Annotated in this window: 12 protein-coding genes; 8 read left to right on the plus strand and 4 right to left on the minus strand. The window is 58.2% G+C overall.

Features of this window, described 5'->3' with window-relative positions; all coding sequences use genetic code 11:
- Window positions 1-251 precede the first annotated feature (251 nt).
- Together GH784_RS01880 and GH784_RS01885 are read right to left on the minus strand one after the other, a co-directional pair.
- Window positions 252-2,555, minus strand: coding sequence for a transglycosylase domain-containing protein (locus GH784_RS01880; protein ID WP_065703587.1), 2,304 nt, complete (start codon window positions 2,553-2,555; stop codon window positions 252-254).
- A 138-nt stretch (window positions 2,556-2,693) separates the two neighbouring features.
- Window positions 2,694-3,152 carry a YbaK/EbsC family protein gene (locus GH784_RS01885; protein WP_038489357.1) on the minus strand — a complete coding sequence of 153 codons (459 nt, stop codon included), beginning with the start codon at window positions 3,150-3,152 and terminating at the stop codon, window positions 2,694-2,696.
- Between the two features lie 480 nt (window positions 3,153-3,632).
- Here GH784_RS01885 and GH784_RS01895 point away from each other — a divergent pair, with 480 nt between their 5' ends.
- Window positions 3,633-3,842 (plus strand): cold-shock protein, encoded by a 210-nt coding sequence (locus GH784_RS01895; RefSeq protein ID WP_003514335.1) that lies wholly within the window; start codon window positions 3,633-3,635, stop codon window positions 3,840-3,842.
- A 416-nt stretch (window positions 3,843-4,258) separates the two neighbouring features.
- On the opposite strand, the gene GH784_RS01900 is transcribed toward GH784_RS01895, so the two are convergent.
- Window positions 4,259-5,650, minus strand: a complete 1,392-nt coding sequence (locus GH784_RS01900; protein ID WP_003514337.1) for a dipeptidase — start codon at window positions 5,648-5,650, stop codon at window positions 4,259-4,261.
- Between the two features lie 239 nt (window positions 5,651-5,889).
- A complete protein-coding gene (locus GH784_RS01905; RefSeq protein ID WP_003514340.1) occupies window positions 5,890-6,324 on the minus strand; it encodes a MarR family winged helix-turn-helix transcriptional regulator in 435 nt (144 codons plus the stop codon).
- 414 nt (window positions 6,325-6,738) lie between these two features.
- Between GH784_RS01905 and polA the strand changes: the two genes are divergently transcribed.
- From polA to GH784_RS01940, 7 genes are all read left to right on the plus strand, one after another.
- Window positions 6,739-9,726, plus strand: coding sequence for a DNA polymerase I (polA, locus tag GH784_RS01910; RefSeq protein ID WP_153793193.1), 2,988 nt, complete (start codon window positions 6,739-6,741; stop codon window positions 9,724-9,726).
- An 85-nt stretch (window positions 9,727-9,811) separates the two neighbouring features.
- Entirely contained in the window at window positions 9,812-10,531 is a 720-nt protein-coding gene (locus tag GH784_RS01915) for a DUF1868 domain-containing protein (RefSeq protein WP_065703593.1), read from the plus strand.
- A gap of 193 nt (window positions 10,532-10,724) precedes the next feature.
- Entirely contained in the window at window positions 10,725-10,910 is a 186-nt protein-coding gene (gene rpmF / locus GH784_RS01920) for a 50S ribosomal protein L32 (RefSeq protein WP_003514347.1), read from the plus strand.
- Between the two features lie 134 nt (window positions 10,911-11,044).
- A complete protein-coding gene (locus tag GH784_RS01925) occupies window positions 11,045-12,898 on the plus strand; it encodes a sensor histidine kinase (RefSeq protein ID WP_083211587.1) in 1,854 nt (617 codons plus the stop codon).
- Window positions 12,895-14,241: a sigma-54-dependent transcriptional regulator gene (locus tag GH784_RS01930; RefSeq protein WP_003514350.1), complete on the plus strand. Its 1,347-nt coding sequence runs from the start codon at window positions 12,895-12,897 to the stop codon at window positions 14,239-14,241. The genes GH784_RS01925 and GH784_RS01930 overlap by 4 nt, the downstream gene beginning before the upstream one ends.
- A 198-nt stretch (window positions 14,242-14,439) precedes the next feature.
- Window positions 14,440-15,423, plus strand: coding sequence for a tripartite tricarboxylate transporter substrate-binding protein (locus GH784_RS01935; RefSeq protein ID WP_026330668.1), 984 nt, complete (start codon window positions 14,440-14,442; stop codon window positions 15,421-15,423).
- Window positions 15,424-15,523: 100 nt separating this feature from the next.
- Entirely contained in the window at window positions 15,524-15,985 is a 462-nt protein-coding gene (locus tag GH784_RS01940; protein WP_003514354.1) for a tripartite tricarboxylate transporter TctB family protein, read from the plus strand.
- The last annotated feature ends 9 nt before the right edge of the window (window positions 15,986-15,994 follow it).

Genomic DNA, 15,994 nt, shown 5'->3' on the forward strand with positions numbered 1-15,994 from the left:
ACGATTAATAATTCATTTACCGTAAAAAGTCATCCGAAATGTAATCGTTTTTGCGCAAATAGCAATCTACGGTTAACGTGGATGCACGCATATGTTGCAAACACAAGCGCGATCTCCGCTTTTGGCTGCGTTGGTTGCCCATTCGGTGTAATCAAGTCTTTGGAAAATTGAGTATTTGCGGGAAAGGCGACAGGATCGTTGCCTGCCCATCGCTTGCCGGGTAACCGGCGAGCCGATTACCCAAAAGGCAATTAATTTCCCATCAGAATATCAAGAAGGGTCGTCTGCTTCGGCCCGGAAGTTGCCGGCGCCCGGCCGCCGATATCGGCTGGCGGCACAGGTCCATTGTCGGCTGAATAGCCGGGTTCGATATCGCGGGAAGGGATGTTTCCAGGCGGCATGGGAACGCCCGGCTGACCAGCGTTTGGCGAAACGGGCGCTTCGGGATAGGCTCGAGTGTTTGTCGTTCCGCCGCCGCCGAGAGCATTGGAAATGATGTCGCCGATGGAGGAAGGCGCGCTCTCGGGCGCCGGTTGCTGTATTTCCCCAAGCGGCGGCACGCCGCCTGCGCCGAGACCGAAGAGCGGCGAGGGCGAGAGCCCGGAATGGGCGGCGGTCATGAAATCTTTCCAGGCCTTCGCAGGCAAGCCACCGCCGGTGACCTTTTTCATCGATGTGCCGTCGTCATTGCCGAACCAGACGCCCGTTGTCAGATTGCTTGTGTAGCCGACAAAAAGCGCGTCGCGGAAAGACTGTGTCGTACCGGATTTTCCCGCTGCCTGCCAACCCTGAAGGCGAGCGGCTTTCCCTGTTCCTTCGGTGATGACGCGCGACAACATGCCGTTCATCGTCGCGGCGATCTCCTCGCTCAGCACGCGCGGCGGGTTGTCGTATCTGTTTTCATAAAGCACCTTGCCGTCAGCATCGGAGATGCGTTTGACGATATGCGGCGTCGCCTTGTAGCCGCCATTCATGAAGGGAGCGTAGGAGGCGGTCAGCTCCATCAGTGACACTTCCGAGGTGCCGAGTGCGATGGAGGCGTTGTTCTGAAGCTCCGATTCGATACCCATGCGATGCGCCACCTGCGTCACCCGCTCAGGACCGACTTCCATCACCAGCTGCGCGGCGATCGTGTTCAGAGAATTGGCAAGCGCAGTGGCAAGCGTCACTTCGCCACGATATTTCTTCTCGTAATTTTCCGGTGTCCAGTTTCCGATGCGGACCGGCCCGTCATTGCGAATGGTACTGGGGGTCAGACCCGATTCGAGCGCGGCGACGTATACGAAGGGTTTGAACGCCGATCCGGGTTGCCGTTTCGCCTTGGCGGCCCGGTTGAACTGGCTTTCGGCATAATCCGCCCCGCCGACCACGGCCCGGATTGCGCCTGTGCCATCGATGGAAACGAGAGCCGCTTGCGAAGCGCCCTGCTTTTTACCATCACCCTGCAGAACATGGGTCAGTGCTTTTTCGGCGTCGCGTTCAAGATTGGGGTCGATGGTCGTATCGACGACGATGTCCTGCTTGACGTCGCCAATCAGGCCACGAACTTCCTCCATCACCATATCGGCAGCGTAATGTTCGGCACCGGACCAGAAACGTTTGGCCTTGGTCGGCGGCTGCGACATCGCGGTCTTGATCTCGTCATCGGTGATGAACCCGACATCGCGCATGGATCTCAGAACGACCTGCGCCCGCTCCTCCGCTGCCTGCGGGTCGCGCGCCGGTGAAAGGCGCGAGGGGGCCTTGAGAAGTCCGGCAAGCGTTGCCGCCTCGCCAAGATTGACGTCGCGCGCGGATTTGTTGAAGTAGCGTCTGGAAGCGGCTTCGACGCCAAAGGCGTTGGAACCGAAATAAACGCGGTTGAGATACATCGCGAGGATCTGGTCCTTGGTGTATTTATGCTCCAGCCAGAAGGCCAGCAGCACTTCCTGTACCTTGCGCTCCAGCGTCCGGTCCTGTGAGAGGAACAGGTTTTTTGCCAGCTGCTGCGTCAGCGTCGAGCCGCCCTGCACTGTTCGTCCCGTCATCACATTGGTCACGATGGCGCGGGCCAGGCCGAGCGGATCCACACCGAAATGGGAATAGAACCGCCGGTCTTCGATCGCCATGACCGCTTGTGGAAGGTAGGGCGACATGTCTTCAAGCGCGAGAGCCTCGCCACCCGTGGTGCCGCGATTGGCAAGCACGCCGCCGTTCACCGAAACGATCTTCACATTCGGAGGGCGTTCGGGAATGGTCCAGCTGCTGGCACTCGGCATGCGCGCGCCGTAATAAAGGACAAGACCGGCAACGCCGATACCGCCCCAGATGCCGAGCACGATGCACCAGTAAACGAGGGACCGGATAAAGCCTGTTGCGCCACCGCCGGAACTGCGTGTGCGCTTTTCCTTTTTTTGCGGTTTGGCGCGGCCGGATGTGGACTTCGGTTTTCTGGCGGGCTGCTTTGCGGTTCCGCCAATGCGCTCGCTGGCATCAAGACGCAGATCGTCACCGGATTCGTGGAAATCCCCGAAGGAAGGCTCTACCCGATCGCGTGATTTACCCTTGCCTGCCATCCAGCCGAAGTCGCTCCTTATATTCGCGAAACCGTTCGCACTTCAAGCCTCTATGCCTGCGCGATCCTTAATCCAGGATGAAGAGTTTAAATGCGGCAATTTAAGGCGGGGTTAAGTCCTTGCCGGATCAAATCGGCGTCATTGGCAGACGTCGACCCATTCCGCTCCCGTCAGTCGCGCCATCATGTCAGGCGAAATCCTTACCGCCGCATTGGTGGCACCCGCTGCCGGAACCACCTCGGGATAGTTTTTCAGGGATATGTCGCAAAACACCGGAAGGGGAGAAGGCAATCCGAAAGGACACACGCCACCGATGGGATGGCTGGTCACCGCAACGACTTCTTCCGCCCCCAGCATGCGCGGCTTGGCGCCGAAATGATCGCGGAATTTACGATTGTCTAGCCGCTTCGTGCCGGCGGCAACGACGAGGAGAATTGTGTCGCCCGCCTTCAGGCAGATCGTTTTGGCAATCTGGTCAGGATCGACGCCGTGCGCTTCGGCAGCCAAAGCGACTGTCGCCGAACTCGTTTCCGTTTCGATAACGGTCACTTCGGGGGAATTCTCGGTGAAAAACGCTCTGACGGATTCGATGGTCATGCGTATTTATTAGGCGGTATGCCAAGAGGCTTCAAGGTGTGCGAAATAGCTATGCATTTTATGCAATGCTGCGCTGCGATGAAACGTCTGTTTTTTGAGCGGAAATCCTGTATCTTCAAATCATCGAAGCGACGCACTCCTCCTCCCAGCGTCGCCCGATTGGACTGACAATACTCCTCCTCCCAATTGTCAGTCAGTTTCAAGAACCCGGCGCACCTCCTCCCGCGCCGGGTTTTTGCTGTTTAAGGCCTTGTTTCCCGCGACTTTCATTTGCCGACGCTTCACAAAAATCGCCGGGCTTTTTCAAAGAAACTTGACTTTCAGGCCCTTCCAACCTAGGTGTTCGCGCATCGATATTTGTTTGACGACCAGAGCTTCGGCGCCTTTTCTAAGGTGCACACGACGATCTTTCCTTCAAATTCGACCCAAGACCGCACTGCGCGCAGTGCAAATACAATTTGCCAACGGAAGGAAATCGTTATGGCGACTGGTACAGTAAAGTGGTTCAACGCAACCAAGGGCTACGGCTTCATTCAGCCTGACGACGGTTCGCAGGACGTATTCGTTCACATCTCCGCCGTTGAGCGCGCTGGTATGACCTCCCTCAACGACGGTCAGAAGCTCTCCTACGAGCTGACGCAGGACCGCCGCTCGGGCAAGATGTCTGCAGGCGAGCTCGTCGCTTCCTGATAAGCGGCTTGGCCTGAACGGGTCATTCGTATGAATATGAAAGGCCGGAGTTTTCCGGCCTTTTTTCTTTTGGAAGGTGTACCGGGTCCGGCCGCTCTTGAAAAAGCTGGAGTGCATAACAATATAGGGTTCAACAGTGCTCCGCACGGAATTGTCAGGCTGGTGCTTTTAAAGTGCCGCTGTTGTTGCGTTAACCAAAGATTAACCAAAGCAGCCGATCCTGATCGTGAAAAGCAGCGTCGACTTTGTTGGCGCGCTCTGGAGCATCGGACCGTTTGAACGCTTTGACCACGGATGTACTGGCACTGACGAAAAACGGATGGAAAGGTCGGGCTTGCCCGGCCTTTTTGTTTTGAACCACCAAAATATAAGAGAACGGGGAGGCATCGGGTAACCGGCGCCTCCTTTCTTTTTGACTACTTCGCGGCCAGGGCGTCTAGAATGCGGATCCAGGAGCGGATGCCCTTGTGGAACGACTGCAGGTCATATTTTTCATTCGGCGAATGAATGCGGTCATCGGTAAGGCCGAAACCGACGAGCAGCGAATCCATGCCCAGCATCTTCTGGAAATCGCCGACGATGGGGATCGAGCCCCCCATGCCGATCACGACCGCAGGTTTGGGCCACTCTTCCGAAAGCGCGTTTTTCGCCTTCGTTAGCACTGGCGAATCATAGGAAAGCTGGATAGCCGGCGATGCACCATGCTCGTGAAATTCCACCGAGCAATCGGCTGGAATTTTGGAGCGGACATAGTTCCGGAAGCTCTCGCGAACCGCTTTCGGGTCTTGCTCTCCGACGAGACGGAAGGACACTTTAGCAGAGGCTTTTGCGGCGATAACCGTCTTGAAGCCGTCGCCGGTATAGCCGCCGATGATGCCGTTGACTTCCGCCGTTGGCCGCGCCCAGGTCTGCTCCAGCACGGAGCGTCCCTTTTCGCCCGATGGAATCGAAAGGCCGACTTCGCCGAGGAAGGCTTCGGCGGTGCGGCCCAACGTTTCCCAGGAAGCCTTGATGTTGGCGGGGGTTTCTTCCACGCCGTCATAGAAGCCGGCAAGTGTCACCCGGCCGGTCTCATCATGCAGGCCGGCGAGAATATCGGTCAGGATGTGAATGGGATTTGCGGCCGCACCACCGAAAAGGCCCGAATGCAGGTCGCGGTCGGCCGCCGTGATTGTGATTTCCTCGCCGACCAGGCCGCGAAGGGCGGCGGCGATGGCGGGCGTATCGCGGTCCCACATGCTGGTATCGCATACCAGTGCATAATCGGCTTTCAGCTCATCGGCATTGGCATCAAGGAACGGCTTCAGCGAGGGCGAACCGGATTCTTCCTCGCCCTCGAAAAGAATGGTGACGCGCACGGGCAGACTGCCATTGACTGCCTTATAGGCCCGGCAGGCTTCCACGAAGGTCATCAGCTGACCCTTGTCATCAGCCGTTCCACGCCCGGTGATCACCTGCCGGCCGCCGCCGATATCTTTCACGGCCGGTTCGAACGGATCGTTTTCCCAGAGATTGAGCGGATCGACCGGCTGCACATCGTAATGGCCGTAGAAAAGCACATGCGGCGCGTCTTTTGTCGCGGCGTCGTGATGCGCCACCACCATTGGATGACCGGCCGTGTCGCGAACGGAAGCCGCAAAGCCCAGTGATTCAAGCGTTCTGACCAGCCATTCCGCCGCCTTGCGGCACTCCGCCTTGTAGGCGGGGTCCGTGGAAATGGACGGGATGCGCACCAGTTCGAACAATCGCTCGAGGCTGGAGGTGAGGTTGTCGTCGGCCGTGGAAAGAATGGGGGAAACGTCTGTCATCGCTGATCCTGTCATGTCTGTCGTAACCCGGCGATGGACGAAACATCCTGGTATCGCGCATCGCGTAGGAACAAGGGGCTGACGTGTCGTTGAATCGGCAAGCGCGCAGCCGCCGGAACGATAGAGCAGTTCAGGAAAAGTGCGAAGTGGTTTTCCGTCCTAAACTGCGCGGAAACAAAACCTTGGAGGCTGCAGGCGATAGAAGGCCAGGAGCAAAGAAAGCGTTCGAGTTGTAAATGCTATTTCGCTTTTTTGGCGCGGTCGATCGCCCGGCGCATATATTCCAGCAGAAGCTGCTTTTCGAAACGGCGGAAATCCGCCAGCAGCGTATCTTCCGTGGCTTCGGAAGCGGCAATGGCGTTCGCCTCGAGATCCCTGCCGCGCTGGGTCAGTTCGATGATCTGCGCGCGGCGGTCGCTTGGGTGGGATTTGCGCACGATCAGCCCGTCGCGCTCCATGCGGGACAGCGTATTGGCAAGCGTCGCCTGCTCCACGTCGATTCTATCCAGCAATTGCCGTTGCGTCAGTCCCTCCTCATGCCACAGTTCGATGAGTATGGGGAATTGTCCAGGAGAAAACCCCAGCGCGGCAGCTCTCTTCTGGAGCGCCATGGTGAATTCCCTCGCCATTTTTGCGGCGAGATAGATCGCCGATTCGTCCCGGGAAAAACCCATTCATCAATCCGTCTGGCATATGGTCGGCGCAATCGCGCAATTTCGATAGTGGGATATATATCGCATGATATGTTTATGCCAGTCAGAAACCCGGCACAAATAAAAACCGCCATGGCCGGGAGGGGACGGCCATGGCGGTCATATAAGAGGACAAAGGCCCGGAGAGGGGGGGAAGGCCTTTGTCCGGTCTGATGCGGCGGGGGACGAGCCTACAATCAGACTACGGCGTGATCAGGCGCCGTCCCCTAAGAAATGTGTGTGCAAATGCGGCTTTTCAAGGGAAAATCTATTACAAATTCGTAAGGTTCACGCGAATTTTGCCGGTGCCTCCAGCGGCTTAGCCCCGTGCGCTTTGCGGTGCGTTGTTTGAACTTTCTGTGGACGTCAAAACGGCCCCGCGCTATCCATATCGCCATGAAAAAAGGCGATCATCTCTTCCTCGTTGACGGCTCCGGTTTCATTTTCCGGGCGTTCCATGCCATTCCCCCGCTGAACCGCAAGTCGGATGGGCTGCCGGTCAACGCCGTTTCCGGCTTCTGCAACATGTTGTGGAAGCTCCTGAAGGATGCGCGCAATACCGATGTCGGCGTCACGCCCACGCATTTCGCCGTGATTTTCGACTATTCGTCGAAAACCTTCCGCAACGAGCTGTACGATCTATACAAGGCCAACCGCACCGCACCGCCGGAAGATCTGGTGCCGCAGTTTGGCCTGATCCGCGAGGCGACACGGGCCTTCAACCTTCCCTGCATTGAGACGGAAGGCTTCGAGGCGGATGACATCATCGCCACTTACGCCCGTCAGGCGGAGGCGATTGGCGCCGATGTCACCATCATTTCTTCCGACAAAGATCTGATGCAGCTCGTCACGGCCAATGTGCATATGTACGACGCCATGAAGGACAAGCAGATCGGCGTTCCCGATGTCGTCGAAAAATGGGGCGTAGCCCCGGAAAAGATGATCGACCTTCAGGCGATGACCGGCGATTCCACCGATAATGTTCCGGGTATTCCTGGTATCGGGCCGAAAACGGCCGCGCAATTGCTGGAAGAATACGGCGATCTCGACACGCTGCTGGCGCGGGCAGGAGAAATCAAGCAGCAGAAACGCCGCGAAAACATCATCGCCAATGCGGAGCTTGCCCGCCTTTCCAGACAGCTTGTGGCGCTCAGAACCGATGTGCCGCTGGAGCAGTCTCTGGAAGAACTGGTGCTCGAACCGCAGAACGGGCCGAAACTCATCGCTTTCCTCAAGGCGATGGAGTTCACGACGCTGACGCGCCGGGTAGCTGAAGCCACCGATAGCGATGCCTCGGCCATCGAAGCCGCCAATGTGCCGGTGCAATGGGGCACTGATGCCCATGGACCAGACCTCGATGCCACGCCTGCAGTTACCGCAGCTGATGACAAGACCGCTGCGCCAGCGTCAACCACCGCTCCGGCACGGAAGGTGACAGGGGAGGGCAGTGCGCCCACCGATCTCGCCACGGCACGGCAGACGGTTTTCTCCACCGCCAAGATCGACACGACCGCCTATACGACGATCAGGGATCTGGCGGAGCTGGATCGTTGGGTTGCCGCTGCCCGCGAAACAGGTGTCGTCGCCTTCGACACGGAAACGACCTCGCTCGACCCCATGCAGGCGGAACTCGTCGGTTTTTCGCTGGCGATTGCCGATAACGGCAAGGATGCCTCAGGCACCGATATCCGCGCTGCCTATGTGCCATTGACGCACAAGACCGGCTCCGGTGGCGATCTTTTCAGCGATGGCATCAAGCTTGCTGAAGGACAGGTGCCGTTTGCCGAGGCGCTGGCACGTTTAAAGGATCTTCTTGAGGACGAAGCCGTTCTGAAAATCGCGCAGAACGTCAAATATGACTACCTGCTGATGAAGCGCCACGGCGTCGTCATGCAGAGTTTCGACGATACCATGCTGATTTCCTACGTTCTTGAGGCGGGAAAAACCACGCATGGCATGGATACGCTTTCCGAACGCTGGCTCGGCCACACGCCGATCGCCTACAAGGACGTGGCGGGATCGGGCAAGTCGAGCATCACCTTCGATTTCGTCGATATTGACAAGGCGACCGCTTACGCCGCCGAAGACGCGGATGTCACCCTGCGGCTGTGGATGGTGCTGAAGCCCCGGCTTGCCGCAGAGCGGCTGACCAGTGTGTATGAGCGGCTGGAGCGCCCTCTGGTGCCTGTACTGGCGCATATGGAGGAGCGTGGCATCACCGTGGACCGACAGATCCTGTCGCGTCTCTCCGGTGAACTCGCCCAGAAGGCGGCTGCTTTCGAAGAGGAAGTTTACCAACTGGCAGGCGAGCGTTTCAACATCGGATCGCCAAAGCAGCTCGGCGATATCCTGTTCGGCCGGATGGGTCTGCCTGGCGGCTCCAAGACCAAGACGGGCCAATGGTCCACATCGGCGCAGGTTCTCGAAGATCTGGCGGCGGAAGGTGCCGAATTACCGCGAAAGATCGTCGACTGGCGGCAGCTGACCAAGCTGAAATCGACCTATACGGATGCGCTTCCCGGATATGTCCATCCGCAGACGAAACGGGTACACACGTCCTACGCGCTGGCCTCCACCACCACGGGGCGCCTGTCGTCCTCGGAGCCGAACCTTCAGAACATTCCGGTGCGCACGGCGGAAGGCCGCAAGATCCGCACGGCCTTCATCTCCACCCCTGGACACAAGCTTCTTTCCGCCGATTACAGCCAGATCGAGCTACGTGTGCTTGCCCATGTCGCCGACATTCCGCAGCTTCGCAGCGCATTCGAAAACGGCATCGACATTCATGCGATGACCGCATCGGAAATGTTCGGGGTGCCGGTGGAAGGCATGCCGTCTGAAGTGCGCCGACGTGCCAAGGCCATCAACTTCGGCATCATCTACGGTATTTCCGCTTTCGGCCTTGCCAACCAGCTCAGCATCGCGCGCTCCGAAGCGGGCGAATATATCAAGAAATATTTCGAGCGTTTTCCTGGCATTCGCGATTACATGGAAGCGACCAAGGCTTTCGCCCGCGAGAACGGCTATGTCGAGACGATTTTCGGCCGCCGTGCGCATTATCCGGAAATCCGCTCCTCCAACCCTTCCATGAAGGCCTTCAACGAGCGTGCAGCCATCAACGCACCAATCCAGGGGTCTGCAGCCGATATCATTCGCCGTACGATGGTCCGTATCGAGCCGGTGCTGGAGGCGGAAAAGCTTTCCGCCCGCATGCTGCTGCAGGTACATGACGAACTCATCTTCGAAGTCGAGGAAGGGGAAATCGAAAAGACACTGCCCATCGTCGTCTCGGTGATGGAAAATGCAGCCATGCCGGCTATTTCCATGAGGGTTCCGCTCAAGGTGGATGCCCGCGCGGCCGACAACTGGGACGAGGCGCATTGACGGGAATTGACCGGCCATTGACCGATTGGTGTCATTGGTTTGTTGCGTGCGCAGATTAGGGGAAACGTCTCAAAAGGAGTTCCCCATGCACGCCCCGCTCGTTTCAAAAGATCTGGAATCTTTTTCCGCTGCCAGCCACGATCAGCCGCCGCGCCATTTGGGTCGCCGCTATAATACGGATGGTGAATTCCTGCTCGAGCCGGGCAATACCGTGGTTTGCCATCTCGTTGAAGGGTCGAAAACCGAAAGCGCGATCATCGGGACACGCCAGCGTCTTCTGGATATGCCCGAGGCATTGCAGCTGGCCTTCACACCGGTTTCCAGCCTGCATATGACGGTATTTCAGGGCATTATCGAATATCGCCGTGCATTTCCCTACTGGCCGGAAGACATGCGACTCGATACTCCGATCGACACGATGACGGAGTATTATTGCGATCGTCTGGCGGATTTTCCGGGCCTGCCTGGTTTCAATATGCAGGTGACTGGTCTCAAGCCGACGGGGCTGGTGCTGAAGGGGGCCACCGCCGAAGACGACCGGATCATTGCGCTGTGGCGGGATACATTTGCCGAAGCTTTCGGTTATCGGCATCCCGATCACGACACCTATCAATTCCATATTACGCTGGCTTATGTCACGCGCTGGTTCGATCCGGAGTGCCTGCCGCGATGGCAGGCGATGCTGGATGAAGAGCTGGAAAAACTGCGTGCGGCAGCGCCGATAATCGAGATGCGCGCTCCAGCTTTCTGTGAATTCAGGGACATGAACCACTTTAGGGAACTCGTGGTTTTTGATAGGAAGTGAAGCATGATTTGCAAAGGCCTGCCGCCCGTCCGTCGCAGCAAACCGGCTTAATCGGAAAAAATGCGCGTCAGGGCTGGTCAAAGCCCGTTTGGGCATGTATAAGCGCGCCAAATTTCCGATATCGAGACACCCGACATTCGGCCTTTGGTTATGGCCGGTTACGTTGTTTCGCCGCTAAAGTGGAGTAACAAAAATGGCTGTACCAAAAAGAAAAACAAGCCCGTCCAAGCGCGGCATGCGCCGCTCGGCTGACGGTCTCAAGGCTTCGACCTACGTTGAAGACAAGAACTCCGGCGAACTGCGCCGTCCGCACCATATCGATCTGAAGACCGGTATGTATCGCGGTCGTCAGGTTCTGACGCCGAAGGAAAGCGCATAAGCTTTCTGAAATAATCTTTACGGAAAACCGGCCCTCGTGGCCGGTTTTTTGTTTTCAGGTCGTTTAGCTGCTTTTTTCGGTTACTTGGAAAATCCGATCACTCCTCCTACACTCTGTTCGGGAGAGCAGGTCTGATGCCTGCAACGGGGAGGGGCGCTTCGGTGAAATATCGCTGGATTTTATTGACGCTGCTCAGCCTCGGCCTCGGTTACGGCGCCGTGACCAAGGGCAGCGGCATCATTGCGGAAAGCTATTTCGGCGAAGTCTCCGATCAGGGCCGCACCACCCTCAGGCTGGCCGTCTCGGCTCTTGGCGGGCTTTTGAGCCGTTTCGAGCCGCTGCCCGCCCTGATCGCCGATCACGACGACATTGAGGAGCTTGTCGCGCATCCGCAGGATGAGGCGATGCGCCAGCGCGCCAATATCTATCTCAAATCCATCAATACATTGCTGGAATCCTCCGACATCTACATCATCACGCTGGACGGAGTGACCATCGCCGCCAGTAACTATGATGGACCCACGAGCTTCGTCGGTGAGAATTTCAGCTACCGTCCCTATTTTCAGGATGCCGCCAAGGGCTTCCCGTCGCGTTTCTTTGCGCTAGGCACCACCTCCCACAAGCGCGGTTATTATTTTTCCGCGCCTATTCTCTTCAACGAGGAGATCAAGGGCGTCATCGTCTTCAAGGTCGATATTGAAGGCATAGAGGCGTCGTTCGGCGATGGTGAAAACCGCATTCTCGTATCGGACCCGGAAGGCATCATCTTCATGACCGGAACGCCGCAGTGGCTTTATTCCGGCCTGATGCCGCTGACACCGGAAAGGCTTGCGCGCACGGCGGCATCCCGGCGTTACGCCAATGCCGACCTGAAGGAACTGCCGCTGAAAAACGGCAATTTCGGCTCTCATCAGTTGATGACGATCAGCCAGAACGACGGTGACCGGGAATATCTCGTCCTGTCGCAGCCGATGCCCGACGCGGGCTGGACGGTCAGCGTGCTGATGGATACCGGCTCACTCAGGACGCAGGTCAAGACGGCGATGATCGCGATCATCCTCTGCCTGTGTCTTGCCGCTGCCGTGGTCGCCGCCATGCTGCAAAGACGGCGGCGCCTGCGTGAACGCCTGACCCACCAGGCCGAAGCTCAGGCGGAGCTGGAGCGGCGGGTGGAGGAGCGCACAGCCGATCTCGCGCGGGTGAACCGTGAGATCGAACACGAAATCGCCGAGCGCCGCCAGACGGAGAAACAATTGCGCAAGATGCAGAATGACCTGGTTCAGGCGGGCAAGCTTGCAGCGCTCGGACAAATGTCGGCAGCACTTTCGCACGAGTTCAACCAGCCGCTCGCAGCCGCCAAGAATTATGCGGAAAACGCCTCTCTTCTCGTGGAACGTGGACGTCTGGAAGAGGTGACGGAAAACCTCAGGCGTATTTCGGGCCTTATCGATCGCATGGCTTCTATCAGCAGGCATCTGAGAAATTTTGCCCGCAAACCCAATGAGAAAATGGCTGCGGTCGCGCTCGATGCTGTCCTTCGCGATACGCTGGAAATTGTTGGAGCACGGCTGAAGGCCGCCGATGCGGTGCTGGATGTTGATCTTGGTCCGGTGCCGCTTGCGGTGAAGGCCGGGCCGGTGCGGCTGCAGCAGGTGCTGGTCAACATCATCTCCAATGCCGCCGATGCGGTGGAAGGGCGCGAGGATCGTCGCATCGCTCTGAAGGCCGTGCTGCACGGTCAGACGGTTTCGATTTTCATTCGTGACCGAGGTCCGGGCGTTCCTCCGGCGATTTCGGAGCGCATCTTCGATCCCTTCTTCACCACCAAGGGCGTGGGCCGTGGCCTCGGTCTCGGCCTTTCCATCACCTACAACATCATCAAGGATTTTGGCGGCCAACTGCGTGTCAGAAACCATGAAGACGGCGGCGCGGAATTCGAGATCGAATTACCGGCAGCAGCCTATCGTGTGGAGGTGGCGGCGGAATGACCATGTCGCGGGTTCTGTTGATTGATGACGAGGAGGAACTGCGTTTTTCCACCGCGCAGGCGCTGGAACTTTCCGGTTTTGCGGTCACCATGCTGGCAAGCGCCGAACATGCGCTTGAACTCATCGGCTACAGCTTCGATGGCGTCGTGGTCAGCGATATCAGGATGCCCGGCATGGATGGCATGACACTGCTGCAGAAGGTGCGGGAACTTGACCCGGAAATACCTGTCATCCTGATGACGGGCCATGGCGATGTGCAGCTTGCCGTCAATGCCATGCGCAACGGTGCTTATGATTTCATCGAAAAGCCCTTCACCCCGCAATATCTCGCCGGCATCATAAAAAGAGCCAACGACCGGCGGGCGCTGGTGCTGGAAAATCGCCGCCTGAAGGCGGTGGCGGGCAAGCATGACGATCTCGAAACGCGTCTGCCCGGCAGAACCCAGGTCATGGTCGATCTGCGATACCGCATTCGCGCCATCGGTGCGACCGATGCCGATACGCTCATTGTCGGCGATACCGGTGCGGGCAAGGAAGTGGTGGCGCGCGCACTTCACGATATCAGCGCCAGAGCCAACCGGCCCTTTGTCGCCATCAATTGTGCCGCCCTTCCGCAAACGCTGATCGAAAGCGAGCTGTTCGGCCACGAGGCTGGCGCTTTTCCCGGCGCGCTGCGCCCGCGCTACGGCAAGTTCGAGCATGCCCGCGGCGGCACCATATTGCTGGACGAGATCGGCTCCATGCCCTTTGAATTGCAGGGCCGGTTCCTGCGCGTGTTGCAGGAACGGGTGATCACCCGTCTTGGCTCCAATGAAACAGTCGAGCTCGACGTCCGCTTCATCGCCACCAGCAAGGTCGATCTGGAGCAGGAAGTCGCGGCAGGGCGGTTCCGTGCCGATCTTCTTTACCGCCTGAACGTGGCGACGATTCTCGTGCCGTCCCTCTCGCAGCGCAGTGCCGACATACCGCTGCTTTTCCTCCATCTGGTGCGGGAGGCTGCTGCCCGTTACGGTCGGGAAGATATGGACGTTCCGCAGCATCTGCTCTCAGTCATTTCCCTGCGTGAATGGCCGGGCAATGTCCGGGAATTGCGCAATGCGGCGGACCGTTTCGTTCTCGGTCTGGAAAGCGATGTCTCCGAAACCTCGCTGCCATTTGAGGGCGATGGCAAGGCGGCGCTTGCCGCAAGGGTCGCCGCTTATGAAAAAAGCCTTATTGCGCGCGCGATCGCCGCCCACGGCGGAAATCTGAAATCCGTCTATGAGAGCCTCGGCATTTCACGCAAAACGCTTTACGAAAAAATGCAGAAATACGAGCTCCACCGGCACATGACAGAGGTGTGATGGGTGGATTTCCACCCATGGATGAGCCCGTATGGGTAGAAATCCACCCATTGCTGCCCATGATGGCGATAAAAGCGCGCCTTGCCGCAAGACCGCCGTTGCTGAACGGCAATCCCGGATCGCAAATGGCTTCACCCCGGTCGCCATGGAGGAGCATGCGCGGCTGAAGTGGCGAACATTTTCATCCGGGAGGAATCGATGAAAATACTGAAGACAGTTACCGGCCTTGCTGCCGCCGCTGCCGTTTCCCTTTTTGCGCTTTCTGCATCCGCTCAGAACTACCCCGAGCGCAACATCACCATGGTCGTGCCCTTTGCCGCCGGTGGCCCGACAGATACGGTCGCGCGTCTTGTCGCTGAATCCATGTCGAAGGATCTCGGCCAGCAGATCATCGTCGAAAATGTCGGCGGCGCTGGTGGCACGCTGGGCGCTGGCCGCGTGGCGGCGTCGGATCCGGACGGTTACACCGTTCTGCTGCATCACATCGGCATGGCGACGAGCGCTACGCTTTATCGCAAGCTCGCCTATGATACCCTGAACGCTTTCGAATATGTCGGTCTGGTCACGGAAGTGCCGATGACCATTCTGTCGCGCAAGACGCTCGAAACCAAGGATCTCAAGGGTTTGATCGACTACGCCAAGGCGAACAAGGACAAGGTCACCGTTGCCAATGCCGGCATCGGTGCTGCTTCGCATCTGTGCGGCATGTTGTTCATGAGCGCGATCGAGACACCGCTGGTCACTGTTCCCTACAAGGGCACAGGCCCGGCCATGACCGACCTGCTCGGCGGACAGGTCGATATCATGTGCGACCAGACCACAAACACCACCAAGCAAATCCAGGGCGGGACCGTTAAAGCCTATGCCGTAACCTCGGCCAAACGGCTCGACGTGCTGCCGGACGTACCGACAGTTGCCGAATCGGGCCTGCCGAAGCTTGAGGTGGGTATCTGGCACGGTATCTACACGCCGAAGGGTACACCGGCCGAGATCAACGAAAAGCTCTCCAAGTCGCTGCAGGTCGCGCTGAAGGACAAGAACGTAGCGGCCCGTTTTGCCGAACTCGGCACCACGCCTTCCCCGGAAGCCGATGCGACGCCCGCAGCGCTCAAGACCAAGCTTGAAAGCGAAATCGCCCGCTGGAAGCCTGTGATCGAGGGCGCCGGCCAATATGCCGACTGATGGTTGAAGCAATTGCCGGCGGCACCCTGCCGCCGGCTTCTTGCCGTCAATTTAACGCGCGGAACGGTGTGTGGCCGGCCGCAGTGGAGGGGCATCTTTCATGAAGTCGTTTTTCATTGACCCTGCCGAGGCAGCCTGTGGGGCAATTTTCATCGGTTTTGGCGCTTTTTTCGCGTTGCAGTCTTTCGGGCTGGATATCGGAACCGCCTTCCGCATGGGGCCGGGTTATTTTCCGCTTGTTCTGGCAATCGTGCTGATTTTGCTTGGCGGAGTAATATTCATTCGCGCCACCCGCGTGCAGGGCGATGCCCTCGGTGCAATTGCCTGGCGGGGGATTTTTTTCATCCTGCCCGCGCCGATCTTTTTCGGTTTCACGGTCCGGGGTCTTGGTTTCGTACCGGCGCTTTTTTTCAGCGCCCTTATCGCAGCCTTCGCCTCGCACAAGATGAGCCCGCTCATGGCCGTCATTATTTCCGCCGCCATCACGGTCTTTTCCGTTGCTGTGTTCAATTATGGTCTCGGCCTGCCATTCCAGCGCTTCGGCCCCTGGCTTAAATTTTGAGGTGCCGCA

The sequence above is a fragment of the Agrobacterium tumefaciens genome (genome assembly GCF_009649785.1).
GTDB classification, from domain to species: Bacteria; Pseudomonadota; Alphaproteobacteria; order Rhizobiales; family Rhizobiaceae; genus Agrobacterium; species Agrobacterium tumefaciens.

Bases quoted from the DNA above. Each gene is read 5' to 3' on its own strand.
- GH784_RS01915 (WP_065703593.1), top strand. From the start codon at position 9,812: ATGCACGCCCCGCTCGTTTCAAAAGATCTGGAATCTTTTTCCGCTGCC.
- GH784_RS01900 (WP_003514337.1), bottom strand. From the start codon at position 5,650: ATGACAGACGTTTCCCCCATTCTTTCCACGGCCGACGACAACCTCACC.
- polA (WP_153793193.1), top strand. From the start codon at position 6,739: ATGAAAAAAGGCGATCATCTCTTCCTCGTTGACGGCTCCGGTTTCATT.
- GH784_RS01925 (WP_083211587.1), top strand. From the start codon at position 11,045: ATGCCTGCAACGGGGAGGGGCGCTTCGGTGAAATATCGCTGGATTTTA.
- rpmF (WP_003514347.1), top strand. From the start codon at position 10,725: ATGGCTGTACCAAAAAGAAAAACAAGCCCGTCCAAGCGCGGCATGCGC.
- GH784_RS01880 (WP_065703587.1), bottom strand. From the start codon at position 2,555: ATGGCAGGCAAGGGTAAATCACGCGATCGGGTAGAGCCTTCCTTCGGG.
- GH784_RS01940 (WP_003514354.1), top strand. From the start codon at position 15,524: ATGAAGTCGTTTTTCATTGACCCTGCCGAGGCAGCCTGTGGGGCAATT.
- GH784_RS01935 (WP_026330668.1), top strand. From the start codon at position 14,440: ATGAAAATACTGAAGACAGTTACCGGCCTTGCTGCCGCCGCTGCCGTT.
- GH784_RS01905 (WP_003514340.1), bottom strand. From the start codon at position 6,324: ATGGGTTTTTCCCGGGACGAATCGGCGATCTATCTCGCCGCAAAAATG.
- GH784_RS01930 (WP_003514350.1), top strand. From the start codon at position 12,895: ATGACCATGTCGCGGGTTCTGTTGATTGATGACGAGGAGGAACTGCGT.
- GH784_RS01885 (WP_038489357.1), bottom strand. From the start codon at position 3,152: ATGACCATCGAATCCGTCAGAGCGTTTTTCACCGAGAATTCCCCCGAA.
- GH784_RS01895 (WP_003514335.1), top strand. From the start codon at position 3,633: ATGGCGACTGGTACAGTAAAGTGGTTCAACGCAACCAAGGGCTACGGC.